Here is a 26,490-nt window from a genome sequence, read left to right as displayed (position 1 = left end):
GCAGTGCATACAGACAAGATCCGGGCGGATTACCGGGTGCGCGGGCAGACGCCGTCATCGCCGAAGAAGAAGGCGATCTCGCGCTCGGCGGTTTCCGGGGCATCGGAACCGTGGACGGCATTCTCGTCGATGGACACTGCGAAATCGGCGCGGATGGTGCCCGGGGCCGCTTCCTTCGGGTTTGTCGCACCCATGATGTCGCGGTTCCGGGCTATGGCATCTTCGCCTTCCAGGACCTGAACCAGCACCGGGCCGGAGATCATGAATTCCACCAGATCATTGAAGAACGGACGCTCCTTGTGCACGTCGTAGAAGCCTTCGGCCTGCTCGCGGCTCAGGTGCATCATGCGCGCGCCGACGACCTTCAGGCCCGCCTTCTCGAAGCGACCGATGATGTCGCCGATGGCGTTCTTGGCAACGGCATCGGGCTTGATGATGGAAAGGGTGCGTTCTACGGCCATGGGACGGCTCTCCTGCTACTTGGGTTGAATAAGGCGATGGTCAGGTCCCGCCACAAACGCGAGAACCCGCCGGACGGCGGGTTCCCAACGCAAAACGACGCGGACACAACGTGCGGCGCGTAGTCTAGCGGTCCGCCGCCGCCGCGGCAATTGGCCGCCGCAAACCGCGCTTCCACCACGCCGCCCGCGAACGAAGTTCAAGGGCGCACAGGAAAACGGGAAGATCGGCAGGCTTTGGTTTTTGGTGCGCCTGCAAGTCGATGGACGACACGGCGCGCCCGCCCCTCCGGGCATGGCACTAAGGCCTGCATCCGGAAGCTTCCGGTCTTCCTGGTGACCGCTTTTGACTTGCTTCCCGCTTTCGTGGGCCTTGTGATGAACAAACGCCCCGGACTGCCGGGGCGGCACCCGGTCAGTCGTCGATGTCGGCCTCGTCCATCCAGGCGGCCTGGATCGCCTCGAGGATGCGTTCGCCGGAGCGGTTGGGGTCATCGTCGAATTCCGGCAGGTTCATCACCCATTGCCGCAGGTCCACGAAGTTGATGTTGCGCGGGTCGACATCGGGGTGTTCGTCCGCCAGCTGAATCGCGATTTCCTGGGTATCGGTCCACTTCATAGCCGTGCCCTCAGTGGTTCTCGGAGACCTGATTGATGGTGTACTTCGGCAGCTCGACGACCAGGTCGGTTTCGGCCACCAGCGCCTGACAGGAGAGTCGGGAGTCCGGTTCCAGGCCCCAGGCCTTGTCCAGCATGTCCTCTTCGTCTTCGGTGGCCTCCTCCAGGCTGTCCAGCCCCTCCCGCACATAGACGTGGCAGGTGGTGCAGGCACAGGACTTCTCGCAGGCGTGCTCGATCTCGATCCCGTTCTTCAAGGCGAGATCGCAGATGCTGATACCCGGCTCGGCCTCGATGGAGGCCCCCTCCGGGCAGATTTCTTCATGGGGCAGAAAGATTACCTGGGGCATGTCGTCAGTTCCCTGCGTCGTATTCGCTAACGTTGTGTCCGGCGAGCGCGCGCCGGATGCTGTCATTCATGCGCCGCGCGACAAAGGCCTCGGAGGCCTGTTCCACGCGCTTGCGCGCGGCCTCGATGGCGTCGGGATCGACACCCTTCTCGCGTTCGGCGCGCAGCGCATCGCGCGCCTGTTCGATGGTCTGGCGCTCGTCGGCCTCGAGGTAGCGATCGCCGTCCGTCGCCAGCGCGGCATCCAGTGCCTCGAGCACGCGGTCCGCCTCGACCTGCTCCTCGCGCAGGCGCCGCGCCTCCATGTCCTCGCGTGCCGAGGAGGCAGAATCGCGCAGCATCTGCTCGATCTCGGAATCGGTCAGGCCATAGCTCGGCTTGACCTCGATATGCGCCTCCACGCCCTGGGTCTGCTCGCGCGCCGTTACGTTCAACAGGCCGTCGGCGTCCACCTGGAAGGTCACACGGATACGCGCGGCCCCGGCGACCATCGGCGGGATGCCGGACAACGTGAACTGCGCCAGCGAGCGGTTGGCATCCACCACGTCGCGTTCGCCCTGCACCACGTGCAGCGACATCGCGGTCTGGCCGTCCTTGAAGGTGGTGAATTCCTGCGCCCGCGTGACCGGAATGGTGGTGTTGCGCGGGACGATGAACTCGACCAGTCCACCCATCGTCTCCAGCCCCAGCGACAGCGGGATCACGTCCAGCAGCACCAGTTCGGTATCCGGCTTGTTGCCGGCCAGGATGTCCGCCTGCTGCGCGGCCCCGATCGCGACCACGCGGTCCGGGTCGATACCGGCGTGCGGGGTGCGGCCGAAGAAGCCCTCCACCGCCTCGCGCACCGCCGGCATGCGGGTGGAACCACCGACCAGCACCACCTCGTCGATGGCGCCGGGCTCCAGCCCGGCATCCTCCAGCACCTGCCGGCAGGCGGCCATGGTCCGCTCCAGCAGCGGCCGCGCCAGCTCCACCAGGGTGTCGCGATCCAGCTCGCCGGACCAGGCGGAGCCGTCGGCGCGCCCGACCTCGACCGGGGTACGCGCGGCATCGGTCAGGGCCTCCTTGGCCTGGCGGGCGGCCAGCAGCACGCGACGCAGGCGCTGCGGATCGGTCTCTCCGGCCATGCCGGCCTGGTTCAGCAGCCAGTCGGCGATGGCGCGGTCAATGTCGTCGCCGCCCAGGGCGGAATCACCGCCGGTCGCCAGCACCTCGAACACCCCACGGCGCAGCTGCAGAATGGAGATATCGAAGGTACCGCCGCCCAGGTCATAGACGGCGATGGTGTTCTCCTCGCCCTGATCGAGCCCGTAGGCGACCGCCGCCGCGGTCGGCTCGCTGATCAGGCGAAAAACGTTCAGGCCGGCCAGCTGTGCGGCGTCCCGCGTGGCCTGGCGCTGGGCATCGTCGAAGTACGCGGGGACGGTGATCACGACACCTTCGAGTTCGTCGCCCAGAGTCGCCTCGGCACGCTGGCGCAGGGTATGCAGGATCTCCGCGGACACCTCGACTGCGGTCTTGTCGCCGCCCGCCGTCTCGATGCGTGGCACGCTGGAAGCGCCAGTCTTGAGACGGAACGGCAGCTCGCCCGACAGCGTGGCGACATCCGCCGCGCCGCGCCCGATCAGCCGTTTCACCGAGGCGATGGTGTTGTGCGGGTCATCCGCGGCATGCTCGGCGGCGGCATGACCCACGCTCACCGTATCCGCGGCATAGTGCACCACCGACGGCAGGATATGCCGACCCTGTTCGTCGGGCAGCGTGTCCGCCTCGCCGCTACGCACGGTCGCGACCAGCGAGTGGGTCGTGCCGAGATCGATCCCGGCCGCGAGATGGCGCTGGTGCGGCGCGGACTCAACTCCGGGTTCGGTGATCTGCAATAACGCCATCGGGTATTCGGCTCCTTCACACGGGCGCGGCGGGGGCTACTTGCCGCGCGCCAGGTTCTGTCGGGTTCGTTTCGTTTCTTCCAGCAGGCGGTCGAAGAAGCGCAGTTCCAGCACCCGGTCCTTGGCATCGGCCGCCGGGGTCCCCGGCTCCTTCAGGGCGTCCGCGACCTTCGCCCGTGCCTCGGCGCGGGCCTGCGCCAGCTCGGTCGCCACCGCTTCCAGTCCGGCCGCATCGCTGCTCGCCGCGGTCTCCTCCAGGCGTTCGCGCCATTCGATCTGGGCCTCGATGAATTCGATGTCCTGACTGGTATCGCGTTCGGGGTCAAAGGTCACCCCGGTCCGCTCCAGCAAGTGCACCGCCCGGCGGTAATCGTCGCCCAGGATCGCATAGGCCTCGTTCACATCGGCCGCCACCGCCGCCGCCATGCGTCGCGCCTGGTCGCCCTGGCGCACGAAGCGGTCCGGGTGCAGTTCCGCCTGCAAACGACGAAAGCGCTCGTCCAGCCTTTGCCGGTCGACCTCGAAGGCCACCGGCAGGTCAAACTGCTCGAATGGGTCGTTCATTGGGTCCCTTGCAACGGGCTTGCAAAAGAAAAGGGGTGGTACGACAGCCACCGGCCGGGGACACACCCCCGGGCAACCGCCATGCACCACCCCGTGTTGGGAGGCTCAGTCAGATATTAAAGCTTTCACCGCAGCCGCACCGAGCCTTCTCGTTCGGGTTGTTGAACTTGAACCCCTCGTTCAGGCCTTCCTTGCCGAAGTCCAGCTCGGTGCCATCCAGGTACACGAGGGACTTCGGGTTCACGACCAGCTTCACGCCTCGATCCTCGAACACCGTATCGGTGTCCTCGATATCGTCGGCGAACTCCACCACGTAGGCCATGCCGGAGCAGCCGGTCGTCCTGACGCCCAGCCGGACGCCCACACCCTTGCCTCTTTTTTCGAGGAAGTTGTGGATGCGCTCGGCCGCGGGTTCGGTCACTGTAATCGCCATAGGGCCCTCAGGCAGATTTCTTCTCGGCTTCCGCGGCCTGGCCGTGGCGCTCCTGGTAGTTGGACACCGCCGCCTTGATGGCGTCCTCGGCCAGCACGGAGCAGTGGATCTTCACCGGCGGCAAGGCCAGTTCTTCGGCGATCTGGGTGTTCTTGATCTGGCTCGCCTCTTCCAGCGTCTTGCCGCGCACCCATTCGGTGAGCAGCGAACTGGAGGCGATGGCCGAGCCGCAGCCGTAGGTCTTGAACTTGGCGTCCTCGATGATGCCGTCGTCGTTGACCTTGATCTGCAGCTTCATCACGTCGCCGCAGGCGGGTGCGCCGACCATGCCGGTGCCAACCGTGTCGTCGTTCTTGTCGAAGCTGCCGACGTTGCGCGGATTTTCGTAGTGGTCCAGAACCTTGTCACTGTAAGCCATGACCGTTCTCCTGTTGCGTAGTACGCGTTGGGTTCGTGATATCGAGCCGGCGGCCTAGTGGGCCGCCCACTCGACGGTGCTCAGATCGATGCCGTCCTGGTACATCTCCCAGAGCGGGGAGAGTTCGCGCAGCTTGGCGACCGCGGCACGCACGATCTCGACTGTATGGTCGATCTCTTCCACGGTGGTGTAGCGACCGATGGAGAAGCGGATCGAGCTGTGTGCCAGTTCATCGTCGCGCCCCAGGGCACGCAGCACGTAAGACGGCTCCAGGCTCGCCGAGGTACAGGCCGAGCCGGAGGACACCGCGATGTCGCGCAGTGCCATGATCAGGCTCTCGCCCTCGACGAAGTTGAAAGAGACATTCAGGTTGTGGGCGACCCGCTGCTCGGCGTCACCGTTCAGGTAGACCTCTTCCATGCCGTCAAGGCCGGACCACAGGCGGTCACGCAGCATACGAATGCGCTCGAGTTCGGCCCCCATCTCGGCACTGGCGATGCGGAAGGCCTCGCCCATGCCGACAATCTGGTGGGGTGCCAGGGTGCCGGAGCGCATGCCGCGCTCGTGCCCCCCGCCGTGCATCTGGGACTCGATGCGCACCCGCGGCTTGCGGCGCACGTACAGGGCACCAATACCCTTGGGCCCGTAGGCCTTGTGCGCGGAGAAGCTCATCAAGTCTACCGGCAGGCGGGACAGGTCGATCGCGACCTTGCCCACCGACTGCGCCGCGTCGACGTGAAACACGATCCCGCGCTCGCGGCAGAGGTTGCCGATCGCCTCGATATCCTGGATCACGCCGATCTCGTTGTTCACGTGCATCACGGAGACCACGATGGTGTCATCACGCATCGCATCCCGGAGTTCCTGCAGGTCTACCAGGCCGTTATCCTTCACGCCCAGATAGGTCACCTCGTAACCCTCGCGCTCGAGCTGGCGTGCCGTATCCAGGACGGCCTTGTGCTCGGTCTTGACCGTGATGATGTGCTTGCCCTTGCGCTGGTAGAAGTGCGCCGCACCCTTGATCGCCAGGTTGTCGGATTCGGTCGCCCCGGAGGTCCACACGATCTCCTTGGGGTCGGCACCCACCGCCGCGGCCACCTGCTCGCGGGCGTTCTCGACAGCCTTTTCCGCATCCCAGCCGAAGCTGTGGCTGCGCGAGGCGGGGTTGCCAAACAGGCCATCCTTGGTCAGGCAGGCCGTCATCTTCTCGGCCACACGCTCGTCCACCGGCGTGGTCGCGGAGTAGTCCAGGTAGATGGGCAGTTTAAGGTCACTCATTGCGTCTCAGCTCCTTTCGGCGGCCGCCTTCGCGGGCACATGGCTTTGTTCGGTCGCGGCCTGCAGGGAGGCGCCGTGCAACACGACCTCCTGCACACCGTCTTTTTCAACTTGTTCCTGGTGACGCTGCAGCACATCCGCCAGGGAACGGGTGCTGAGGAAGTCGTAGACCTGATCGCTCAGATCGGCCCAGAGGTCGTGCGTCAGGCAGCGCGAGTCCGAATTGCAGTTGGCCTTGCCACCGCAGCGGGTCACGTCCACGGGTTCGTCCACCGCCACGATGATGTCGGCGACGCTGATGCCGTCGGGATCACCGCTGAGGGCATAGCCCCCGCCCGGACCGCGACTGCTCTTGACCAGCCCCTTGCGGCGCAGCCTCGAAAAAAGCTGTTCGAGATAGGACAACGACAGTTTTTGTCGCCGCGCCACTTCAGCCAGGGAAACCGGCCCGTTACGGGTATGCATCGCCACGTCCAGCATCGCGGTCACGGCGTAGCGGCCTTTGGTCGTCAGCTTCATGGTTGAGTGCACTTGTCGTTCATTTGCAGGCAAGCTTAGCAATACCTGACAAAAACGATCAAGTATTCCCCTGCTGTTTACGTCCTTGTTGTGCATTCGCCGCCGGGACGTCGCACTCGTCCGGTTCCAGTCCCTCCAGATCGCAGGCCTCCAGCGGGCCGGATACGTCATCCCCCAGGGCATCGCCGGGATCGATGCCGGCGCGCTTCAACGCCTGGCAGGCGAGCTCCATGCGCTCGTCCAGGTCATGTACCCGTTGCACGATGCGATGGATCGCATTCGCGACCGGGTCCGGCATGTCACGCGACAGACCGTAGGCATCGAACCCCATGCGGTCGGCCATCTGCTGAAAACGCGGGTCGGGCTCCGGACGCGGCCCGATCACCCGTGCCGGGATACCCACCGCCGTGGCGTCGGCCGGGACGTCTTTCAGCACGACGGCATTGGAACCGATACGGGCGTGATTTCCGATGTGGATCGGCCCCAGCAGCTTCGCCCCGGCCCCGATCACGACCTCGTTGCCCAGGGTCGGATGGCGCTTGCCCCCCTCCCAGGTGGTTCCGCCGAGGGTGACCTGGTGATAAATCGTGCAATCGTCGCCCACCTCGGCGGTCTCGCCGATCACGACGCCCATGCCGTGGTCGATAAAGAAACGTCTGCCGATGGTGGCACCGGGATGGATTTCGATACCGGTCAGCCAGCGGCCAACGTTGCCCACAACCCGCCCCAGCCAGCGCATGCGATGCGTCCACAGCCAGTGAGCGATGCGGTGATACCACAGCGCATGCAGTCCGGGGTACGCCGTGAGCACCTCGAAGGCATTGCGTGCCGCCGGGTCCCGGGCAAACACGCAACGAACATCCTCGCGCATTCTTTCAAACATCCTGCGGCCCCAATCCTGAGTATTGCACTAGGTTATCACGCGCCGCGCACGCAACCTCAGCGGCCCCGTTCCGTGTGCGTCAATATACCGCGCAGCATGCGGACCTCGCTGGTGCTGAGGCCGGCGCGCAGATACAGGTGACGCAACCGGCGCATCAGGTGGCGCGGATTCTCGGGGTCGAGCACCTCGATCGTGGTGAGGGCCTGCTCGAAGTGCGCGAACAACCCCTCCAGTTCCACCTGAGTGGCCGGGGGGTCGCGCAGCTCCTCTTGCGCCGGAGCCTGTTGCGGCATTGCACCGAGCGCGGCCATGCGCAAGGCGTAGGTCATGACCTGCACGCTGCCCGCGAGGTTGAGCGAGGAAAAGTGCTGGACCGTCGGGATCTGCACGAAGGCGTTGCAGTGGTCCAGCTCGTGATTGGTCAGACCGCTGTGTTCGCGACCGAAAACCAGCGCGACCGGGCCCGCGGCCGCATGCGTCAGGGCCTGCTCCGCGGCCACATCGGGCCCCAGCACCGGCACCGAGTGGGTGCGCAGGCGGGCACTGGTGCCCACCACCCAGACACAATCGGCCAAGGCCGCCGCCAGGTCGTCGACGACACGCGCGCCACCCAGCAAATCATCGGCGCCCGACGCCAGCGCCGTGGCATCGGCATGCGGAAACTTTTCCGGCGCTACCAGCACCAGATCGGTCACGCCCATCGCCTTCATCGCCCGTGCGGCGGAACCGATATTGCCGGGATGGGTGGTCCCCACCAGGACCACCCGCAGATGTGCCAAACGTTGTTCCATCCTGTCCTCGCTATCCCGCCAGCGCGCGCCGCAAAATGCGGCGGGATTGTACACGGACGTGGCCGCGACTTCCCAAAAAAGAGCTGCTTGTGTATTGTTCGCGGCCTTCCCGCGGGCGGAGACACGCGCCGCCGGGCACCCCCAGGACACCAGGAGACACCCCATGCATCCCATGCTGAACACGGCGGTATCGGCGGCCCGCGAGGCCGGACGCATCACCACCCGCGCCTGGGGTCGGCCGGATCGCATGAACACCCGCGAAAAGGCCCGCAACGACTGGGTGTCGGATATCGACCTGGCCGCGGAGCAGACCATTGTCCAGACCCTGCGCCGGGCCTACCCCGACCACGCCATTATGGCCGAGGAAGGTGGCGAGCAAAGCGGTACCGATCATGACTATGTTTGGATCATCGATCCGCTGGACGGCACCACCAATTATCTGCGCGAGATCCCGCAGTACGCCGTCTCCATCGCCCTGAAACACAAGGGCCGACTGGAACAGGCGGTGGTCTACGACCCGCTGAAGGAAGAGCTGTTCACCGCAACCCGTGGCGCTGGCGCGTTCCTCAACAGTCGCCGCATCCGGGTATCGGAACGCAAGGACCTGCGAGGCGCCCTGCTCGGCACCGGCATCCCGTTCCGCGAGGGACAGGACCTGGAACGCTATCTGAGCAGCCTGCGCCACCTGGTACCCGGCACCGCCGGCGTGCGCCGCCCCGGTTCGGCCGCGCTGGATCTGGCCTGGGTGGCCTGTGGCCGCTTCGACGGTTTCTGGGAGATGGGCCTGCAGCCCTGGGACATCGCGGCCGGCCTGTTGCTGGTCCAGGAAGCCGGGGGCGTCGTCTCTGACTGGTCCGGCAACCCGGAGGTGATGCGACGTGGCGACGTCGTCGCTGCCAATCCAAAGATCCTGAAGGCCATGCTCCAGCGCCTGCATCTGGCCGAGAGGGAGCGCGCGTCCGACAGCGCCTGAGGGACACCGCGCCCCGCCACCAGGCGCCCTGCCTCGCCTCCCAACATCGCTGGCGGGGAGCCTGAACCCCCGATCTCAGTCCGTGTGTTCGGCCTTGCGTTCGATCCGCGCGCGCATCCGCCTGAGCGCGTACCACACCCCGCCGACCACCACCGGCACGGCCATCCCGATGGCAATGTTCACTGGCAGCGGCAACCCGACCGCCTCATCCACGCCGCGCAGCAGATACGCCACCAGACTGGTCAGGTAGTAGCTGATCACCACCACCGAAAGCCCTTCCACCGTCTGCTGCAGACGCAGCTGCAGGTCGGCGCGTCGGTTCATCGAGCTGAGCAGGTCACGGTTCTGCTGTTCCAGCGCCACGTCCACGCGGGTGCGCAGCAGCGAGCCGGTACGGTGGATGCGGGTCGAAAGGGCTTCCAGGCGTTCGGCCTGTGACTCGCAGGTGCGCATGGCCGGGTCCAGGCGCCGACCGAGGTATTCGCACAGGGTCTGCAGCCCCGGGATGCGCACCGGCCGCAAATCTCCGGATCGCTTGTCCACCAGCGAGGCATAGGCGCGCGAGGCGTGGAACCGGGTGCCGGAATAACTGCTCAGGCGTTCGACATCGGCCGCCAGATCGGAAAGCGCCGCCAGCAATTGCTGTTCCCGCTCCGATGCCGCGAACTGCTCGGTAATGCCCGCCATTTCATCGTTGATGTCGTTCAGCCGCGTCTCCAGCTCGTTGAGCTCCGGCATCAGCTCGCGTACCAGCGGTACCGCCAGCAACGCCAGCAACCGGTAGGTCTCCAGCTCGAACAGACGCTGCGCCAGACGCCCGGCCTGACGCCGGGTGAGATCGACTTCGCGCATCAGGAAACGCGAAAAGCCGTCGTCGTGGACACGGAAATCCGTCCACACCAGGCCATCGCCGCCGGACACGGCGTTCCCCACGAACGGATGCGGGGCGAACAACGCCTCGATTTCCTCCAGCGAGCGCTCCGGCATGTCTCGTGATTCCAGCGCGAGATGAATCGCGGCGATGGTCTCCCCCGGCAGCTTGCCCAGCCAGTCCAGCGGCGCCTGGTTGATCGGCGGGTCGGCAAACGGGTCGCGGAATGGCCCGTCGTTCACAAAGAACGCCCAGGTGGAAAACTCGTTGTGGCGCTCCCAGCGCAGGCGGAACGGTCCCAGATCGCAGGCGAAGAAGTTCTCCTCCGGCGGCGGCGCCTCCCTGCCATGGCGGCGGCACAGTTCCACCACCAGCTCGCGCTCGCGCTCGATCGCCTCGCGCGGGGACAGCAGGGCCAGCCAGGAGGCACGGGCCGGTGCGTCCAGCGGCTCGTAGAAACGCGCATGGACTTCATCGTGAATGACCTCCCGCAGCGGGTGGCTCGGCGGCATTAGCGGATTTTCCTTCATCGCGGACTCAGCCTGTAGACGGTTTCCAGCAGCCGGGTCACGCCGCGCTCGCGAAAGCGGCCATGCTCCGCGAGCACGTCCTGCTGCCACAGACGGCGGATCGACCAACGATCATCGTAAAGATCCTGCACCTCCGCCTCGGTGACGGCGAAGGGCGGTCCGTTCATTTCCCCCGGCGGGTAATCCAGGGTCACCAGCAGCGTCTCGGCCGCCGGCGGCAGGATCGCCTTCAGGTGGGCGGCATAATCGCGACGCAAAGCCGGCGGCAGGGCAATCAGCGAGGCGCGGTCGAACACCCCCGCGCAGTCACCGACATCTTCCGGCCCGAGGTCGAAGAAATCGCCGCGCAGAATCACCAGGCCGTCCGCCTCCCAGCGTTCACCGCACGCACCGGGTGTGACCGTGGCATCGAGCCGATTCTCGCGAAAAAAATCGCCCACGGCGATGTCCGAGATCTCTACGCCCAGCACCTCATGACCGCGGGCACGCAGCCACAACAAATCCACCGCCTTGCCACACAATGGCACGAACACCCGCGCCGACGGTGCCAGCCCGAGCCCTGGCCACCAGGCCTCCAGGTGGGCATTCACTCTCCCTTCATGAAACCCGATCTGGTTGTTCTCCCAGCGCTCGCACCAGAAACGTTCGTCCATGTGTTTTGTCTCCTGATTTTCCGGCCATGGCCACTCCTGCGGGGCACCGGGTCCGAATCAGTCGCGCCCCTCCAGCCACAGGATCAGTCGTGCATGATGCAGCGGCTCGCTTTCCAGCGCCCGTCCCGGACGTCGATCATACCCGCCAAAGGCCGTGGTCAGCGCCTCGCTCTCTCCCTGCAGCTCATCGCTCAGCCGCAGGATCAGGGTCGTCGGCGACGGCCGGTGTACCGCCGGGTGGAAGCGCTGGGAGATCATCCCCGGCAGCGTCGGCTCCGGCTCTGCCCGAAAGCCATCCGCGTCACGCAGACGCCCCCAGGCGGCTTCCAGCAGTGCCCTTGGCCGCGCGTAGTCCCGCCCCCCCTGCCGGCGTTCCCAGTCATACAGGCCCCGGGCGACGTAGGCATAGTCATTGAGCGTGGCCACCCCCGCCTGATCTTCCGGCAACCCCATCAGCGCCGGCAGGCGATCCGGGTCGGCACTCACCTCGAGCAGCCAGTCGCGCACTCTTACCCCGGCATCCTTGAAGCGCGCATCGTGGTCTGCCGCCAGCGACAGGGCCGACAGCAGCAGGCCATGTGCTCCTGTCAGGACCTTCTCGTCTCGCGGCAACCCGCGCGCCTCGCGCGCCCGGATCAGGGCATTACGACCGGCCTCGACCTGTGCGCGCACGCGGTCCTCCGGCACATCGAAGCGTTCGGCCAGGGCGGCAACCCCTGCCCCGCTGCGCGGAAGGTACCCCAGCTCGAACACCGAACGCCCCTCCATGCCAAACCGGGCGCGCACCAGCTCCGGGTTGGGGTGATCGGCCAGCGCCGCCTCCAGGTCATCCGTCGGCCACAGATAGGCTCCACCCTCACGACCCTGCTCATCGACCGCCGACAGGCTGGACGCGTAGCCGCGGAAGCCATCCGTTGCAGGCCTGGCCGAAGCCCCCATGTCGTCCTCGCGCAAGGCCATGTCGCGCTTTACAAAGTCGAGGTTCTCCAGACCCAGCGCGACCCAGTCATCGCGGCCATAGTGCGCCCCCGCCTGCAGATAGATCCAGGATAACTGGGCCTGATCCTCCAGCATCACCTCGAAATGAGGCTCGTTCCAGTCGGGCGATTCGGAGTAGCGGAAGAACCCGCCGCCGAGGACATCCCGCAGTCCCGCCCCCGCCATCTCATCCAGAGTGATCTCCAGGAACTCGGCGACCCAGCCCGGCGCCGTCCCCGCCTGTTCGGCCTCGAGCATGGCCCGCAGCCAGGGCGAATGCGGGAACTTGACGGACTGCCCGAAGCCGCCGCCGAGGTCATCCGCCTCGCGTTCCAGACGGCTCCAGAGGACCTCGGACAACCGCCCGGCCCGCCCTGCGGACAGGGGCGCCTCGCCTTCACGCAGCCGCTGCGAGAGTTCTTCACTGCCCCGCCGGGCCAGGTCCAGCAAGGCGTCGTAATCGGCGTCGAGGCGTTCGGCAATGCGGTCCAGGAACTCGGCGAAACCATCGCGCGGGACGTAGACCACGCCGGTCAGGCCATGCCCGTTCGGGGTCACCACCACATTCAGCGGCCAGCCGGCACTGCCCGCCGTCGCCCGCTGAAACTCCAGCAGGTAGGCATCCAGCGCACCATCCACCTCGCGATCGATCTTCACTGGGATGAAATGCTCGTTCAGACGCCGTGCAATCCCTTCGTCGCGGAAGCTCTCTTCCTGCATCACATGGCAGTAGAAGCAGGAATAGTAGCCGCTCGAGATCAGCAGAGGACGCCCCTGCTCGCGCGCCTTCTCCAGCAGGGCCGGGTCCCACGCGCGCCACTGTACCGGGTCGTCCACATGCAGACGCAGGTAGGGCGAAATGCTGTCGGCCATCTCCGGATTGGCCCGGACTTCAACAGACAGACCCAGCAGGCCGCTCAGCAAGACAGCGAGCAGCGCAGCCGCGGGGCCAGGGGTTTCGGTTCGTGTCGGCATACCGGCTCCTTGCACCAGATTGGAAAGGGTCACTGTGATGTTTGGTCGACGCCAGCAGCGCGAAGGTTCATCCTCGGACGGGCATGCCTCGCAGGCCGCGGGCCCGATCCGCTGTCGTGCACAAAGTTTGTATAGATGTTGTACAATTATCCCATGACCAGCACGACCCATACCGACTCGCAGGATCAGGACGGGCTCTACCCGATTCGGCATGTCTGTGCAGAGACCGGCGTCACCGACGTGACTTTGCGCGCCTGGGAGCGTCGTTACGGGCTTGTGCGTCCGATGCGCACCCCCAAGGGTCACCGCCTTTACAGCGCCGGGGACATCGCCCGCATCAAGCGCATCCTGGAATTACTGGATCAGGGAATTCCGGTCTCGCAGGTTCACCGCGTACTCAACGATGAACCCACACCCGCCACACAAGAGGATACGGTCGCGTCCCCAAGCCGGGAAACCCCCGGCCCGGGCGTGCCACCCCATACGACTGACCCGATCGTGGAAACCCTTTATCGGGCGGTCACCGGCCTGAACGTCACCGAACTGGACCGCAGCTACTCCCGCCTGGTAATGCGTTTCGGCTGGAAGGGGGTCCATGCCAGCGCGTTTCTCGAGGTCTACCACCATCTGCGCGAGGCATCCCGACAAAGCGCCGAAGGCGAAGTCCACCTCGCCATCTTCGCCGCCTGGGCCACCGCATCGCTCGCCGACCAGCTGCGGACTGCGCTGCGTGCCTGCGAAGGCCCGTCCTGCCCCTTTCTCGTACTTGGCGGAGGCCACCAGCAGGTCGGCGGACTGCTCCTGCAACTGGCCTGCGCGCGTAAGGGGCTGAAGACCAAACCCCTGTTCGATGCGATGAGTCCGGAGGGGCTGGAGATCCTGGTCCGGCGTCTGGGCGCCCCGGCCGTGATCATCCATGCCTCGTCGCAGCTGAAACGCAGCCCCGAACTGCCGCGTATCGAGTCCATCCTGAAGCAGTCCGGGCCGCCCTGCTTCCTCGCCGGCTCTGCCGCACCGGAACTGGCACAGATGGCGCATGGACGCGAGGTCGAGGTCCTGCCGCGACCTCCGCTGGAGGCCGCCCGGCACCTGACACAACGGCTCACGCCACAGGGAAACGCGGGCCCATGATCGCGTACGCGCAGCCGATCCGTCCCCAATCCGACAGGCTCCTGGCACACAATGAAGGCCACCAAGCCGCAGACATGTTCCTGAGCCTGCGTTGCGCTCAACTGATGTCGCCCCGTCCAGCCTCGTGATCCCTCCTGCATCGTCACGCCCGGGCGCCCGGTTGCGCACCCTGCTGGTGGTGCTCGGAGATCAGCTCGATCCGCAGCATCCCATCCTCGCGCAGCTTGACCCGCAACAGGACGCCCTCTGGATGGCCGAAGTCGCCGCCGAGTCACGGCACGTAGCCTCGCACATGGCCCGCACCACCCTCTTCCTGGCCGCGATGCGGCACTTTGCCCATGAACGTCAGGAAGGCGGTCTGACGGTCCACTACCGGCGGCTGGGGCAACACCCCGAGTCAACCCTGGACACTGCGCTGCAGGCCGACCTCGAACGCCTGCAACCACGCCAGGTCCAGGTGTTGCAACCGGGGGAACACCGCGTCCGGAGCCTGCTGGAGACCGCCTGCCACACCGCGGCCACACCACTCCGGATCCACGAGGACCCGCATTTCCTAGTACCGCTCGCCACCTTCTCGAATTGGGCCCGGGGCCGCAGGCAACTGCGCATGGAGTACTTCTACCGCGAACAGCGCCTGCGCCTCGACATCCTGATGGAAGGCGACGAGCCGGCCGGGGGACAATGGAATTTCGACGCCAACAACCGCAGCCACTTCGGGCGCCAGGGCCCGGGCCTGCTGCCGGAACCCCTGCGCTTCCCACCCGACGCCATCACCCGCGAATGCCAGCAGGACATCCGGCATCACCTCCCGGACCTGCCAGGTGAGGATGCCGCCTTTGACTGGCCGGTCACCCCACAACAGGCGCGTGCGGCCCTGGACGACTTCATCACCCAGCGCCTGCCGCATTTCGGCACCTACCAGGACGCGATGTGGACCGATCAGCCATGGCTCTACCATGCCCGCCTGAGTGCCGCGCTGAATCTGCACCTGATCCACCCGCGGGAGGTCATTACGGCTGCGGAACAGGCCTGGCGTGACGGCGATGCACCGCTGGCCGCGACCGAGGGATTCATCCGCCAGATCCTTGGCTGGCGCGAGTACGTGCGCGGGCTGTACTACCACTTCGGCACCGACTGGCACGAGTGGAATACCCTCGATGCGGGCGAACCCCTGCCTGCCCTGTACTGGGACGCCAACACCTCCATGCAGTGCCTGCACCAGGCCGTGGGTCAGACCCTGCGGCTGGGCTACGCGCACCACATCCAGCGACTGATGGTGACCGGACTGTTTGCCCAGCTCCTTGGCGTGCGCCCCGAGGCCATCCACGCCTGGTATCTCGGCATCTACGTGGACGCCGTGGAATGGGTGGAACTGCCCAACGTGATCGGCATGTCGCAATACGCCGACGGCGGCCGCATGGCCTCCAAGCCCTATGTCGCCAGTGGCCGTTATATCCAGCGCATGAGCAACTACTGCCAGCACTGCGCGTTCGATCCGGGCGCGGCCGTGGGCGAAAAGGCCTGCCCGTTCACCACCCTGTACTGGGACTTCCTCGCGCGCCACCGTGACCGCTTCGCCCGCCACCCGCGAACCGCGCTGCAATGGAAACACCTGGAAAAGATGGCCCCCGAACGTCTGCTGGCGATCCGCGAGCGCGCGGGCGCGCTGCGCAAGACCCTGGCAGCAGGAGACCGCATCTGATGACCACCCCTGGCCCCACCCTGGTCTGGCTGCGACGCGACCTGCGCCTGGCCGACCAGCCCGCGCTGCACGCGGCGGCCGCCCGCGGCGAAACGGTGATCCCGGTATTCATCCATGCACCGGAAGAAGAGGCGCCCTGGCAGCCGGGCGCCGCCTCCAACTGGTGGCTGCATCACAGCCTGCAGGCGCTGGCCGCCGAACTCGAGCAGGCCGGCAGCCCGCTGATCCTGCGCGCCGGCCCCAGCCTGGACACCCTGCGCACCCTGGTCGCGGAGACTGGTGCCGACGCGGTGTACTGGAATCGGCTTTACGACCCCGCCTGCGTGCTGCGCGACCAGGGCATCAAGGCCGCACTGCGCACCGACGGCCTCGAGGTGCGCAGCTTCAATGCCGCGCTTTTGCTTGAACCCTGGGCGGTCGCGACCGGGCAGGGACAGCCCTACCGGGTGTTCTCGCCGTTCTGGAAGGCCTGCCGCCAGCGCGGCATCGACCACGACCCGCTGCCCGCACCGGGCGCACTGGAGCCACCCGCACGCCGACCGGACTCGCTCGCCCTCGAGCAACTGCAGCTCCTGCCCGGCATCGACTGGGCCGGCGGCCTGCGCGCCGCCTGGAACCCCGGCGAGGCCGCGGCGCTCGCGCGCCTGCAGGACTTCCTCGACCGCACCGCCCGGGATTACGCCGGGACTCGGGACCGGCCGGATCAGGACGGGACCTCGAGGCTGTCACCGCATCTGCATTTCGGCGAGATCTCGCCCCGCCAGATCCTGCGCGCCCTGCGCCAGACGGGGCTGGATACGGAACACGGGGGCGGGGAGGCCTTTGTGCGCGAACTCGGCTGGCGCGACTTCGCCCATCATGTGCTCTACCACTTTCCGCACACACCGGAACGCCCCCTGAACCCGCGCTTCGAGGCCTTCCCGTGGCGCGAGTCCGGGACCGACCTCGTCGCCTGGCAACGCGGGCGCACCGGGGTACCGGTGGTCGACGCGGCCATGGCGCAACTGTGGGAAACAGGCTGGATGCACAATCGCCTGCGCATGGTGGTGGGCTCCTTCCTGACCAAGAACCTGCGCCTGCACTGGCACCACGGCGCACGCTGGTTCTGGGACACCCTGGTCGACGCCGACCTGGCCGCCAACACCCTCGGCTGGCAGTGGGCCGGCGGCTGCGGCGCCGATGCCGCACCCTATTTCCGCGTCTTCAACCCGCAGCGCCAGGGCGAGCAGTACGACCCGGAAGGCCATTTCGTGCGCCGCTTCCTGCCCGCCCTCAAGAACACCGAAACGCGGTATATTCACGCGCCAGGCGCCGGAGGCGCACGCGACTACCCGGCGCCCATCGTGGACCTGAAGACCAGCCGCCAAGCGGCTCTTGAGGCCTTCAACGCCATCAAAAACACGTAAAAACCGAGGCCGACCATGACCTTTTCCGAACAGAACCTGCAGTACCCCAAGGACGTCAGCTACAACTTCAGCCGCTACGAGACCACCTCGCCGGTACGGGTCAACCACGAGGGCAAGCGCTATGTCGGTCAGCTGTTGAACTGCGAGGCCCCGTTCCGCATCCGTCTGACCGAAGAGATCGTCCAGCCCGGTGCCTCCCGCTACACCCCGGTTCGCGAGATCGAAGTGCAAAGCCTCGACGGCGTCGAATACCTGCACAAGGGGTATCACGGCCACTGAGGAAACACGGATTGCCCGACGTTTCCCGCGGCACAAGGACGTGCCGCCGATCGAATTCGGGCCAGCGGCGCGCGCGGGGCAGGTGAGCCGTCCCGCATCCGACCGCCCCTCCAGGATGACTTTATTCAGCGTTCCCCTGTTCAACGTTTCCCCGGGACGCGACCAACCCTCCCGACAATGGCCTGCGACGGCGCCCCCCGTCCCGGCGCAGTGCATCCCCTCCTGCTACTCTCAAAGCAGAACCAAAGACCGCCCCCGGGGGACCAACGCCATGAAAAACCTGCTTGCCTCCCTGTTGTACTGTGCCCTCCTGCTGCCGGGACTTGCCCTGGCCGAAAAGCCCGACGACCAGCGCGCCATCGCCGGCATGGACAACGGCCGCATCCTGTGGGACATCACCATCGGCGAACCGGAACGCCTGATCCCGCGCCTCAGCGTGATCCACGAGACCTACCAAGACATGCAGCGCCAGGGCCTGGAACCGGACATGGTGTTTGCCTTTCGCGGCGGGGCCGCCGCCCTGATTGCCCACGACACCGATCACCTGGAGATCGAGGACGTTTCAGCTGCACGGCATATCCACGAACGCCTGCAGGCGCTGATGGAACTGGAGGGCATCCATATGGAGGCCTGCCAGATCGCCACGCGCCGCTTCGACCTGAGCCAGGATGACCTGATCCCCGGGGTGTACCTTGTAGGCAACACCTTCCTGTCCATCATGGGCTACGAGAATCAGGGCTACACCACCATTCGGATCGATTAACCCCGCCTACGGAATCTCGATACAATTGCGGCAAATCAATTCGTGGTAGCGGCCGGAACGATACCGGGTGCCACCCCGCGCGACCGGACTGCCCCGCGGCAGCTGACGGCACATGGCGACGAACAAGGGCCGAGACGGCAAGAATGAACACCCGTTGGTGCAGATGGAGATCACCACCTTCGGCACCGTGGGGGTGCGCATTGGCGAACGCGACGTACCCGCCCTTTCCTGTACCAAGCTTGGTCTGCTTCTCACCTACGTTGCCGCCGAAAGCCCCCGCCGCATCCCGCGCGAAGAACTGGCGCGACTGTTCTGGCCGGAGCTCGATGCCGACAGCGCCCGGGTCAACCTGCGTCAGGGCCTGTTTCAGCTGCGCCGTCAGCTCCCCGCCAGCGAGCCCCCCCTGCTGGACACCACGCCTCGCTATGTCCGCTTCCAGCCACAACCGGAATCCCGGATCGACTTCCTGATCCTGCACCGGTCGCGTGCCGAACGGCGCACGACCGAAGGCCGCGAAACCAGCGCGCCGCCGCCCGACCTGGCCATTGTCTCCGGCTATCGCGGCCACTTCCTCGAAGGTCTGAGGGCCTTGCAGGACCTGCCGGAGCTGGCGGCCTGGGCCCAGTCACAACGGGATCACCACTGGCAGAACCTGCTGGTCTTCATCAGCCAGCATCTGGCCGCACTGGCCAAACCGAACGAGGGCGAACCACTGCTGGCCGAGCTGCATCGCCTGCTGGTGATGGCGCCAGACGACGAGACCCTGCACCACCTGCTGATGAAGGCGCTGGCCCATCTCGGCCACACCAAGCGCGCGCTGGAACATTACGCCCACCTGGAGGCCAAAGCCGGCAAAAGTCCCGGCGAGTTGCTGGCCCGAACCCGCGAAGAGATCCTGGGCGCAGAACGCGCGGAGGCCAGCCAGCAACATACCGGGGCGGACGCCGCCGAACCCCCTGCCCTGCGCCCCGAGCGCCGTCGCGTCACCGTGGTGGCCTGCCATGTACAGCCCGACCCGACTGCCGATTGCGAGATCCAGCAGCAACAGGTCACCCGGAGCCTGGAACACGTCGATTTCGTGCTCCTCAGTCACCATGGCCACGTGGTGCCCTCGCCCGGGCATGGCCTGCTGGCCTACTTCGGTTACCCGACCGGTCGCGAAGAGGCCACGGTGGACGCCGTGCACGCCGCCTGGCAGGCACTCACCACCGCACCCGGGGAATGTCAGTTACGTCTCGCGGTCGATACGGACCTCATCGTGACCGGCACCGATCCCGACTGGCCGGACCCCGCCGGACAGCTGACGGCCCGGGCTCTGGACTGCGCTCAACGCGGCGACCCCGGCAGCCTGCGCGTCAGTGCGCCCACCTACGCTCGCATCGGTGGTTACTTCGGCTTCAGCCCCGAGGACAACGGCGTCTACCGGGTTACCGCCGATCCCGGACCGCTGGACCGCGTGGACGCGCAAACCCAACACGGCATGACGCCCCTCACGGGGCGTTGTCCCGAGCGGGAACGCCTGCGCGCGCACTGGGATCAGGTACTCACGACCGGGGCCGTCCGCTTCGTCCTGATTCAGGGCGAGGCCGGTCTGGGCAAGAGCCGCCTGGCCCGAAGCCTCGATCTCCAGGTCCGCGGCCAGGCCCGTTCTCGCTATCTGCTGAAATGTCGCGAAGACCGTTCGCGTCAGCTGCTCGCCCCGGTGCGTCAGGCCTTTGCCGCCTGGATCGGTCAGGACCGCTTGCGTGAGGCACGGCAACGACATCTCCAGCACGCCCTGGTGCAAACAGGCCTGGCCGCTGACGCGGCCGCACGGCTCACCCTCTGGCTGACTCACCCCGATACCGAAGGGCCGGAGAATCTTGCGCGGACAGGGCTGGACCGCGACCGCATCATCGACACCCTGGTCGAACTCGTCCGCCGCCGCTCGGCTCATGGCCCCACGCTGCTGATCTGCGACGACCTCCACTGGATGGACTCGGGAACCGCCGAGTTACTGCGCCGGCTTTACCAGCGGCTGCACCGGCAACCGCTGCTGGCTGTACTGACCGCACGCATGAGTTATCGCTCCTCCTGGCGTGACCTGACCATCGAACATCTCCGCCTGCATGGTCTCGACGCCGACGCCGCCCATCGCCTGGTGGACCAGCTCGACCCCCATCACCGGCTCTCCGCCCACCTGCGCCAGCAGCTGGTCGCACACGGAGAGGGCGTTCCGCTATTTCTGGAGGAACTCACGCGCTATGCCCTGGACGCCGCGCACACCGGGTCGTCTCCCGAGAGCCTGCCACCCGGCCTCTCGAATCTGCTGGTCGCGCGTCTGGAGCAACTCGGAAGCGCGCGCGAACTGGCCCACTCGGCGGCCGTCATTGGCCGCGATTTCGACACCCGCACCCTCAGCCGCCTGCGCGGGCAACCGGCCGACACCATCCGGCGCCAGCTCACGCGTCTGACCGGAAAGGGCTTCATCGAGCCAGCCGGCATGGTCGACGGCGTGCGCTATCGCTTCCGCCACGTGCTGTTCCGTCAGGCGGCCTACGAATCCATGCTGCTCACTGAACGCACCCGGCTCCACGGTCAGCTGGCCGACCTCTTGCAGGAAGACGGCGAGAACGGCATACAGACGCCCGACTGGGGGCAGATCGCATACCACCTCTACCACGCAGCACGCTACCCGGAGGCGACCCATGCCTGGCTGCAGGCGGGTGAAGCGGCCTTTGCCCGCGGCACCCTGCCGGAGGCCTCGCAATACTTCGAGGACGCCCTCACCTGCCTCGAACGGTTTCCGGACGCACACCGGACCGAAACGGACCCGTCCGAATACGAGCACAACACCCTGCGCGCCCTGGGCGGCCTTGGTGCATCCAACCTGGCTCTGCTCGGCTATGGATCGCGCACCGTGAACAACATCTTCGAATGCGCAATGCGCCTGACGGCTCCGGAGCAAGACCCCGTCCAGTACTTCCGGGTTCTGTGGGGCTTGTGGCACGGCGCCGGCTCCTGGCACGGATTCACCGAGGCACACCGCCTGGCCGACGAGATGGAACGCCTGGCGGAGCACTCCAGCGACCGCCTGCTGCGCATTGCCGCCCATTACGTCCAGGGCAACACCCACTTCTGGACCGGCCAGTTCGCCGAGGCCATGGAACACCAGACACGGGCCATCGAGCTGTATCGCGACGAGGACCACGCAACGCTGGTCGCACGACATACCGAGAACCCGGCCATCAGCGCCCGCGGTTTCCGCGCCTGGACCCTGCTCCACATGGGCAACCATGCCCGCGCCTGGGAAGAAATCGAGGTCGCATGCGAACAGGCCCACCACCTCGGCCACCGCCCCACCGAGGCGTTCATGAACAGCTTCCAGGCGGTCCTGGCCTTCTACGCTGGCGACGCCGAGGGCGCCCTGCCCGCCGCGCGTCGGGCACTGGCGCTCGCCCGCGAGTACGACTATCCGCTATGGCGTGCCGCCGGCATCACCCTCGAGAGCTGGGCCCTGGCGCGGTTGGGGCAATCCGATCCCATCCCCGTCATTGAGGAACAGATCGAGGCGATACGGCAGATCATGGACGGGGTGAGCACCCTCTTCCAGTTGCTGCTACTGGACGCCCTGCAGGCCTGCGACACCGACCCGACCCGACGCCTGGAACTGGCCGACGCGGCTCTTGCGGGCTGCAAACAGTACGGTGATGCATGTTTTGAACCAGCACTTCGCCGTCTGCGCGCGACCGCGCTGTTCGCAGCAGGCGATGAGTGCATGGACGCAGGCTGGCAGGAGCTGGAACGCGCCCGCGATATCGCCCATCAGCAAGGCAACCCGAACATCGAACGTCAGGCCCTGCTCGACTACGGACGCCTCGCCACCGATGCCCGGATTCGGTCCTGGGCCGAGCGCGAACTTCAGCGTGTCAACCACTGCATCATCCCGCGCCCGCACCCCGACGAACCGCGTCAGCACGACCCACGCCTGGCCTGAAACGCACTCTTTCAACATCCCAGCGCCCCGAAACAAAAGCTTCACTGCCGCGCAACAAAGGCGAAAATTGGTCGTAACGGTACTGCCCTAAGCTAGGCCTTCGCTTTTGCTCCGAGGCCGTGCCATGCAAACGCCCAACGGTTCCCCGCTGCTTGAGTGTCGGCAGCTGAAGAAAACCTTTGGGGCGAAAACCGCCCTCGACTCCATCGATCTAACGGTTCAACCAGGGGAGTGCCAGGTACTGCTTGGGCCCTCCGGTTGCGGCAAGACCACCCTTCTCAATCTCGTCGCTGGATCCCTCCAGGCCGACGCTGGATCGCTCTCCATCGCCGGTCAACTCGTTGATGACCCGACCCGAGGCATGCATCGGCCAATGCAGCAGCGCGGTCTGGCGATGGTGTTTCAGCACCACTCTCTTTGGCCACACATGAACGTCTCACAGAACGTGGAGTTCGGATTGAAGCTGCGTGGTGTCGATCCATCCGAACGACACAAACAGGTAATGGGAACCCTCGAGCGACTTCAGATGGAGGAATTCGCCGAGCGGCCAATCGGGACACTTTCTGGAGGCCAACAACAGCGGGTGGCGATCGCACGCGCACTGGTAGTCCAACCGCGCCTATTGCTGATGGACGAACCCCTCTCGGCGCTGGATGCCCGTCTCAAGGAGGAGCTGAAGTCCGAGATCGCAATGCTCATCCGCGATACCGGACAGACCGTACTGTATGTAACTCATGATCAGGGCGAGGCGTTCGCACTCGGTGACCGGATTGCGCTGATGTCGGACGGCCGCATCGCGCAAAACAGCACTCCCGAGGCGATCTACCAGACCCCGAGCAGTCGCTTCGTCGCCGAGTTCATCGGCAGCGCAAATGTCCTGGCATTCCAGCGCCAAGGCGACGAGATCGTTCTTGAGGACACTCTCCGAATGGCCGCCACCAACGGCCTCCCAGCCAGCGGACACTTGGTAGTTCGGCGCGAAGATATCGACCTGTGTCCCGGCGAGGCAACAGCAGCCAACAAGACTCCCAACGGCATCCTGCCGGGAGCCGTCCGCCACTCGCGTTTCCTCGGTGACCGCCACGAGATCCTGTTGGATCTGGAGCGCGGCGTCAGCCTGCGGGCCTTTCACCGCTCCGGATTTTCCTGTGGCGAGAAAGTCGGCATCCGACTGGACTTGCAACGCGCTCATGTCGTCCGTGGATGATGACCATGCGGTGGACCCTTTGGCTTCCCGCGGTCGCGATCACACTCACAGCTCTGATCAGCGGGTGCTCCGGATCTGCTTCTGATGACAACACCCTAGTGGTCTACTCCGCGGGTCCGCGCCCGCTGATCGAACATATCGTTCGAGAGTTCGAGACCCGACAAGGCGTGGAGATCGAACTGTTTGCGGCAACGACCGGACAGGTCATGGCCAAGCTGGAGGCGGAGCGCTACCGCAACCGCGCGGATGTGGTGGTGTTCGCCTCGGAACTTGCCGCCGAGGCACTGAAGCGCGACGGGCGCCTGCGCCCCTACCGTCCGGCCGAAATCGCACGCACCCCCGACGACTGGCACGACCCGGACGGCTATTTCCACGCGACCGCCGCCGCCCTCGTGGGTATCGCCGTCCGCGCGGATCGCGCCGTGGCAGAGGCCGCGGAGATCGACTGGTCCGATCTGATGCATCCCCCCTACGCAGAGCGCGCGGTGATGCTGTCACCCTCCCGCTCTGGAGCGACCGGCGACTTTCTGGTCAATTTCGCCCAGGTTCGCGGTGAGGCGCTGTGGCCGGAGTTCATCGAAGCCCGCTCCCACGGCCTCGATTTCGCCGCTGCCAACAGCCAGGCCATCGGAGGCCTGGCGACTGGCGCCTACGATGCGATTCTGGGTGTGGTGGACTACCTCGTCCTGCGCCAGCAGGAACGCAACGCCGACCTCGAGATGCGCTACCCGGCAAGCGGCGCGGCCATGGTTCGGCGCCCGATCGTGATTCTCGAAGAGACGCGCGCACCCGATCGGGCCGAAGCCTTTGTCGACTTCTACTTCTCCGAACCTGCGCAGCAGGCGGTCGCCGAGCATCACCTGATCCCCGCTCGCGATGGTGTGGATGTCAACCCCACACGCCAGGCGGCGTACACTGGCGTGCCCCCGGTCCTCGAGTTGAACCGGAGCAAGGCACTGGCCGCCCAGAATCGTCTGCTGCGGCAGTTTCAGCTCGAGGTCGAACGCGCGCGGATCCCGCGCTCCCCGCGGAACCGGCAGCCATGATGGCCGCCACCCGCCCAGCCGTGCGGCCGTTTATCCTGTCCTGGGCCAGCACCCGACTCCCCGTGCTGCTGGTCGGGATCCTGCTGCTGATCGGTGCCGGCTACCCCCTGGTTCTGCTGTTCCTGACCAGCATCTTCCCGGAAATCCTGGGGGGGGCGCTTCGACGGTTTTCTCGATGCCTATCGCCGTATCGGCGAAACCGAGGGCATCGGGGCCATGCTGTGGAATTCCTTCGCATGGGCGGCCGCAACGACGGTCGTCAGCTGGATCTTCGGTGTGCCCTGCGGCTACCTGCTTGCACACACCAACCTGCCCGGGAAGCTCTGGGCCCGGCTCTCGCTGCTGGTCCCGATCATGACCCCGCCCTACATCGCGGCGCTTTCCTACATCCTGGTGATGCAGGACGGCGGGTTCTTCGACCAGCTGCTGGGCCCAATGCCCGAGGGGCTGCGTGCCTGGTTCTTTTCATTCTGGGGCGTGACCGTGGTCATGGCGCTGGCCTCCTTCGGCTACGTCGCACTGGCCACCGAGGCCGCGCTGGCATCCATCCCGCGACGGCTGGAAATCGCCGCGATCCAGCTGGGCGCCAGCTGGGGCCAGACCCTGCGCGCCATCATCATCCCGCTGATGCTGCCGGCGCTGTTCAACTCCGGCCTGCTGGTGTTTCTGGAGGCGTTGTCGAACTTCGGTGTACCGGCGGTGCTGGGTACACGCGCCAATCTCCCGTTGCTGCCAGCGGAGATCTTCTATCTGGTCACCAGCTGGCCTCTCGACCTGGCGCTGGCGACGGCCCTGTCCTCCCTGCTGTGCCTGGTCGCCCTGATCGCGCTGTACGGATCGCGCCTGCTGGCGAACTTCATGGGCGGCGGACGCTACGAGCCGGAAACACCCCATCAGTTCCAGCTGGGCTGGAGCGCTCGGTTGCTGGCACTGACCTGGTTCGGCGGCCTGTTTTTCCTGTCCACGCTGCTCCCCTACTTCGCCATGCTGGTGACCAGCGTGGCCGATCAATGGCAAGGAGCACTCCCTAGCTGGGAAATCGCAGCACGTTATGCCCATGCCGACTCGATGGAGCACACACGCGTCGGGCGCGGCAACAAGATGGACCACTACACCCTCGGTCTGAACTGGTATCCGAACCAGGACATGGTGTTCAAGCTGAACTACATGTACTTCGACTATGAGGGCCGCGGTGGCGTGGCGAACGGCAACCACGTGCTGGCTGCCCGAGCACAGTTCGAATTCTAGTTTCGAACGCCAGGCGAGCACATGGACGTGCTCGTCAACTCGAGGGTTTCAAGCGAACGTTTGCATACAAAAAAGCCCGAACCATGAGGTTCGGGCTTTTTATTTGATATGGCGTCCCCACGGGGATTCGAACCCCGGTCGCCGCCGTGAAAGGGCGGTGTCCTAGGCCTCTAGACGATGGGGACGTAGAGGCAACGTCTTGTTGCTATTCCGGTGGGCCTTTCGGCTGGTTGGCTTCGCTACCCGGTGCACGATGCAGGATCGTTGTCACCATACCGGTAAAAACCAGCACAAACCCGGTTGGAACCATGGCGATCAGGAACTTGGACCAGGTCTGTTCCCCGGTAAACATCAGTCCGAATCCGCCGATGAGTCCAGCTATCGAAAGCACCAATCCAATGTAGATCAATAAGACCCCAAAACGATGCATTGATGCTCTCACACTTCCCCTGGTTGGTGGAGCCAGGCGGGATCGAACCGCCGACCTCCTGCATGCCATGCAGGCGCTCTCCCAGCTGAGCTATGGCCCCGTGTCAGGCGAGCGCGTACTGT

Annotated in this window: 25 protein-coding genes and 2 tRNA genes; 10 read left to right on the top strand and 17 right to left on the bottom strand. The window is 65.9% G+C overall.

The features are described from left to right. Positions 1–29 precede the first annotated feature (29 nt). The 11 genes from ndk to G332_RS0109720 all read right to left on the bottom strand — a co-directional run bounded on the left by ndk (position 30) and on the right by G332_RS0109720 (position 8,200). On the bottom strand, positions 30–461 hold the full coding sequence (ndk, locus tag G332_RS0109770) for a nucleoside-diphosphate kinase (protein ID WP_019626815.1): 432 nt from the start codon (positions 459–461) through the stop codon (positions 30–32). Between the two features lie 412 nt (positions 462–873). Continuing rightward, positions 874–1,077: a Fe-S cluster assembly protein IscX gene (iscX, locus tag G332_RS0109765; protein ID WP_019626814.1), complete on the bottom strand. Its 204-nt coding sequence runs from the start codon at positions 1,075–1,077 to the stop codon at positions 874–876. 10 nt (positions 1,078–1,087) lie between these two features. After that, a complete protein-coding gene (fdx, locus tag G332_RS0109760) occupies positions 1,088–1,426 on the bottom strand; it encodes an ISC system 2Fe-2S type ferredoxin (RefSeq protein ID WP_019626813.1) in 339 nt (112 codons plus the stop codon). Between the two features lie 4 nt (positions 1,427–1,430). After that, positions 1,431–3,314, bottom strand: a complete 1,884-nt coding sequence (gene hscA / locus G332_RS0109755) for a Fe-S protein assembly chaperone HscA (RefSeq protein ID WP_019626812.1) — start codon at positions 3,312–3,314, stop codon at positions 1,431–1,433. Positions 3,315–3,350: 36 nt separating this feature from the next. After that, positions 3,351–3,878 carry a Fe-S protein assembly co-chaperone HscB gene (hscB, locus tag G332_RS0109750; RefSeq protein ID WP_019626811.1) on the bottom strand — a complete coding sequence of 176 codons (528 nt, stop codon included), beginning with the start codon at positions 3,876–3,878 and terminating at the stop codon, positions 3,351–3,353. 109 nt (positions 3,879–3,987) lie between these two features. Further along, positions 3,988–4,311, bottom strand: coding sequence for an iron-sulfur cluster assembly protein IscA (gene iscA / locus G332_RS0109745; RefSeq protein WP_019626810.1), 324 nt, complete (start codon positions 4,309–4,311; stop codon positions 3,988–3,990). Positions 4,312–4,318: 7 nt separating this feature from the next. Next, positions 4,319–4,729, bottom strand: coding sequence for a Fe-S cluster assembly scaffold IscU (iscU, locus tag G332_RS0109740; RefSeq protein ID WP_019626809.1), 411 nt, complete (start codon positions 4,727–4,729; stop codon positions 4,319–4,321). 54 nt (positions 4,730–4,783) lie between these two features. Continuing rightward, on the bottom strand, positions 4,784–6,007 hold the full coding sequence (locus G332_RS0109735; protein WP_019626808.1) for an IscS subfamily cysteine desulfurase: 1,224 nt from the start codon (positions 6,005–6,007) through the stop codon (positions 4,784–4,786). Between the two features lie 6 nt (positions 6,008–6,013). Continuing rightward, complete coding sequence (locus G332_RS0109730; RefSeq protein WP_019626807.1) at positions 6,014–6,526, bottom strand: Rrf2 family transcriptional regulator; 513 nt, start codon at positions 6,524–6,526, stop codon at positions 6,014–6,016. Positions 6,527–6,584: 58 nt separating this feature from the next. Then, positions 6,585–7,409: a serine O-acetyltransferase gene (gene cysE, locus G332_RS0109725; protein WP_196800060.1), complete on the bottom strand. Its 825-nt coding sequence runs from the start codon at positions 7,407–7,409 to the stop codon at positions 6,585–6,587. A gap of 56 nt (positions 7,410–7,465) precedes the next feature. Continuing rightward, positions 7,466–8,200 (bottom strand): RNA methyltransferase, encoded by a 735-nt coding sequence (locus G332_RS0109720; RefSeq protein WP_019626805.1) that lies wholly within the window; start codon positions 8,198–8,200, stop codon positions 7,466–7,468. 163 nt (positions 8,201–8,363) lie between these two features. On the opposite strand from G332_RS0109720, the gene G332_RS0109715 reads away from it, so the two are divergent. Further along, on the top strand, positions 8,364–9,173 hold the full coding sequence (locus G332_RS0109715) for an inositol monophosphatase family protein (protein ID WP_019626804.1): 810 nt from the start codon (positions 8,364–8,366) through the stop codon (positions 9,171–9,173). 75 nt (positions 9,174–9,248) lie between these two features. Here the strand turns inward: G332_RS0109715 and G332_RS0109710 are convergent, their stop codons facing one another. The 3 genes from G332_RS0109710 to G332_RS0109700 are packed head-to-tail and all read right to left on the bottom strand — an operon-like array spanning position 9,249 to position 13,180. Beyond that, positions 9,249–10,574, bottom strand: coding sequence for a DUF3422 family protein (locus G332_RS0109710; RefSeq protein ID WP_026340764.1), 1,326 nt, complete (start codon positions 10,572–10,574; stop codon positions 9,249–9,251). After that, on the bottom strand, positions 10,571–11,227 hold the full coding sequence (locus tag G332_RS0109705; RefSeq protein ID WP_019626802.1) for a thiopurine S-methyltransferase: 657 nt from the start codon (positions 11,225–11,227) through the stop codon (positions 10,571–10,573). The genes G332_RS0109710 and G332_RS0109705 overlap by 4 nt, the downstream gene beginning before the upstream one ends. 57 nt (positions 11,228–11,284) lie before the next feature. After that, the gene (locus tag G332_RS0109700) at positions 11,285–13,180 is read right to left on the bottom strand and encodes a thioredoxin domain-containing protein (RefSeq protein WP_019626801.1); all 1,896 of its coding nucleotides are present in this window, start codon (positions 13,178–13,180) and stop codon (positions 11,285–11,287) included. A 135-nt stretch (positions 13,181–13,315) separates the two neighbouring features. Here G332_RS0109700 and G332_RS0109695 point away from each other — a divergent pair, with 135 nt between their 5' ends. The 9 genes from G332_RS0109695 (at position 13,316) to G332_RS12855 (ending at position 25,938) form a co-directional block, all read left to right on the top strand. Continuing rightward, a complete protein-coding gene (locus G332_RS0109695) occupies positions 13,316–14,311 on the top strand; it encodes a MerR family transcriptional regulator (protein WP_019626800.1) in 996 nt (331 codons plus the stop codon). Positions 14,312–14,471: 160 nt separating this feature from the next. After that, entirely contained in the window at positions 14,472–16,013 is a 1,542-nt protein-coding gene (locus G332_RS0109690; protein WP_019626799.1) for a cryptochrome/photolyase family protein, read from the top strand. After that, on the top strand, positions 16,013–17,419 hold the full coding sequence (locus G332_RS0109685; RefSeq protein WP_019626798.1) for a deoxyribodipyrimidine photo-lyase: 1,407 nt from the start codon (positions 16,013–16,015) through the stop codon (positions 17,417–17,419). The genes G332_RS0109690 and G332_RS0109685 overlap by 1 nt, the downstream gene beginning before the upstream one ends. Positions 17,420–17,434: 15 nt before the next feature. Beyond that, the gene (locus G332_RS0109680; RefSeq protein WP_019626797.1) at positions 17,435–17,698 is read left to right on the top strand and encodes a hypothetical protein; all 264 of its coding nucleotides are present in this window, start codon (positions 17,435–17,437) and stop codon (positions 17,696–17,698) included. 271 nt (positions 17,699–17,969) lie between these two features. Further along, positions 17,970–18,461 carry a DsrE family protein gene (locus G332_RS0109675; RefSeq protein WP_019626796.1) on the top strand — a complete coding sequence of 164 codons (492 nt, stop codon included), beginning with the start codon at positions 17,970–17,972 and terminating at the stop codon, positions 18,459–18,461. Between the two features lie 163 nt (positions 18,462–18,624). Further along, the gene (locus G332_RS0109670) at positions 18,625–22,437 is read left to right on the top strand and encodes an AAA family ATPase (protein ID WP_026340763.1); all 3,813 of its coding nucleotides are present in this window, start codon (positions 18,625–18,627) and stop codon (positions 22,435–22,437) included. A 124-nt stretch (positions 22,438–22,561) separates the two neighbouring features. After that, complete coding sequence (locus G332_RS0109665) at positions 22,562–23,644, top strand: ABC transporter ATP-binding protein (protein WP_026340762.1); 1,083 nt, start codon at positions 22,562–22,564, stop codon at positions 23,642–23,644. Between the two features lie 98 nt (positions 23,645–23,742). Beyond that, on the top strand, positions 23,743–24,690 hold the full coding sequence (locus G332_RS0109660) for an extracellular solute-binding protein (RefSeq protein WP_019626792.1): 948 nt from the start codon (positions 23,743–23,745) through the stop codon (positions 24,688–24,690). Positions 24,691–24,906: 216 nt separating this feature from the next. Beyond that, on the top strand, positions 24,907–25,938 hold the full coding sequence (locus G332_RS12855; RefSeq protein ID WP_019626791.1) for a porin: 1,032 nt from the start codon (positions 24,907–24,909) through the stop codon (positions 25,936–25,938). Positions 25,939–26,047: 109 nt separating this feature from the next. On the opposite strand, the gene G332_RS0109650 is transcribed toward G332_RS12855, so the two are convergent. The 3 genes from G332_RS0109650 to G332_RS0109640 form a co-directional block, all read right to left on the bottom strand. Further along, positions 26,048–26,123 (bottom strand) — tRNA-Glu (locus G332_RS0109650). A gap of 20 nt (positions 26,124–26,143) precedes the next feature. Then, on the bottom strand, positions 26,144–26,368 hold the full coding sequence (locus G332_RS0109645; protein ID WP_026340760.1) for a hypothetical protein: 225 nt from the start codon (positions 26,366–26,368) through the stop codon (positions 26,144–26,146). 24 nt (positions 26,369–26,392) lie between these two features. After that, positions 26,393–26,468: transfer RNA gene (locus tag G332_RS0109640), tRNA-Ala, on the bottom strand. Positions 26,469–26,490 lie beyond the last annotated feature (22 nt).

Origin of the sequence: Thioalkalivibrio sp. ALJT (assembly GCF_000381825.1) — a bacterium.
In the GTDB taxonomy this organism is placed as follows: Bacteria; Pseudomonadota; Gammaproteobacteria; order Ectothiorhodospirales; family Ectothiorhodospiraceae; genus Thioalkalivibrio.
This window is presented reverse-complemented; position numbering and strand designations above follow the sequence as displayed.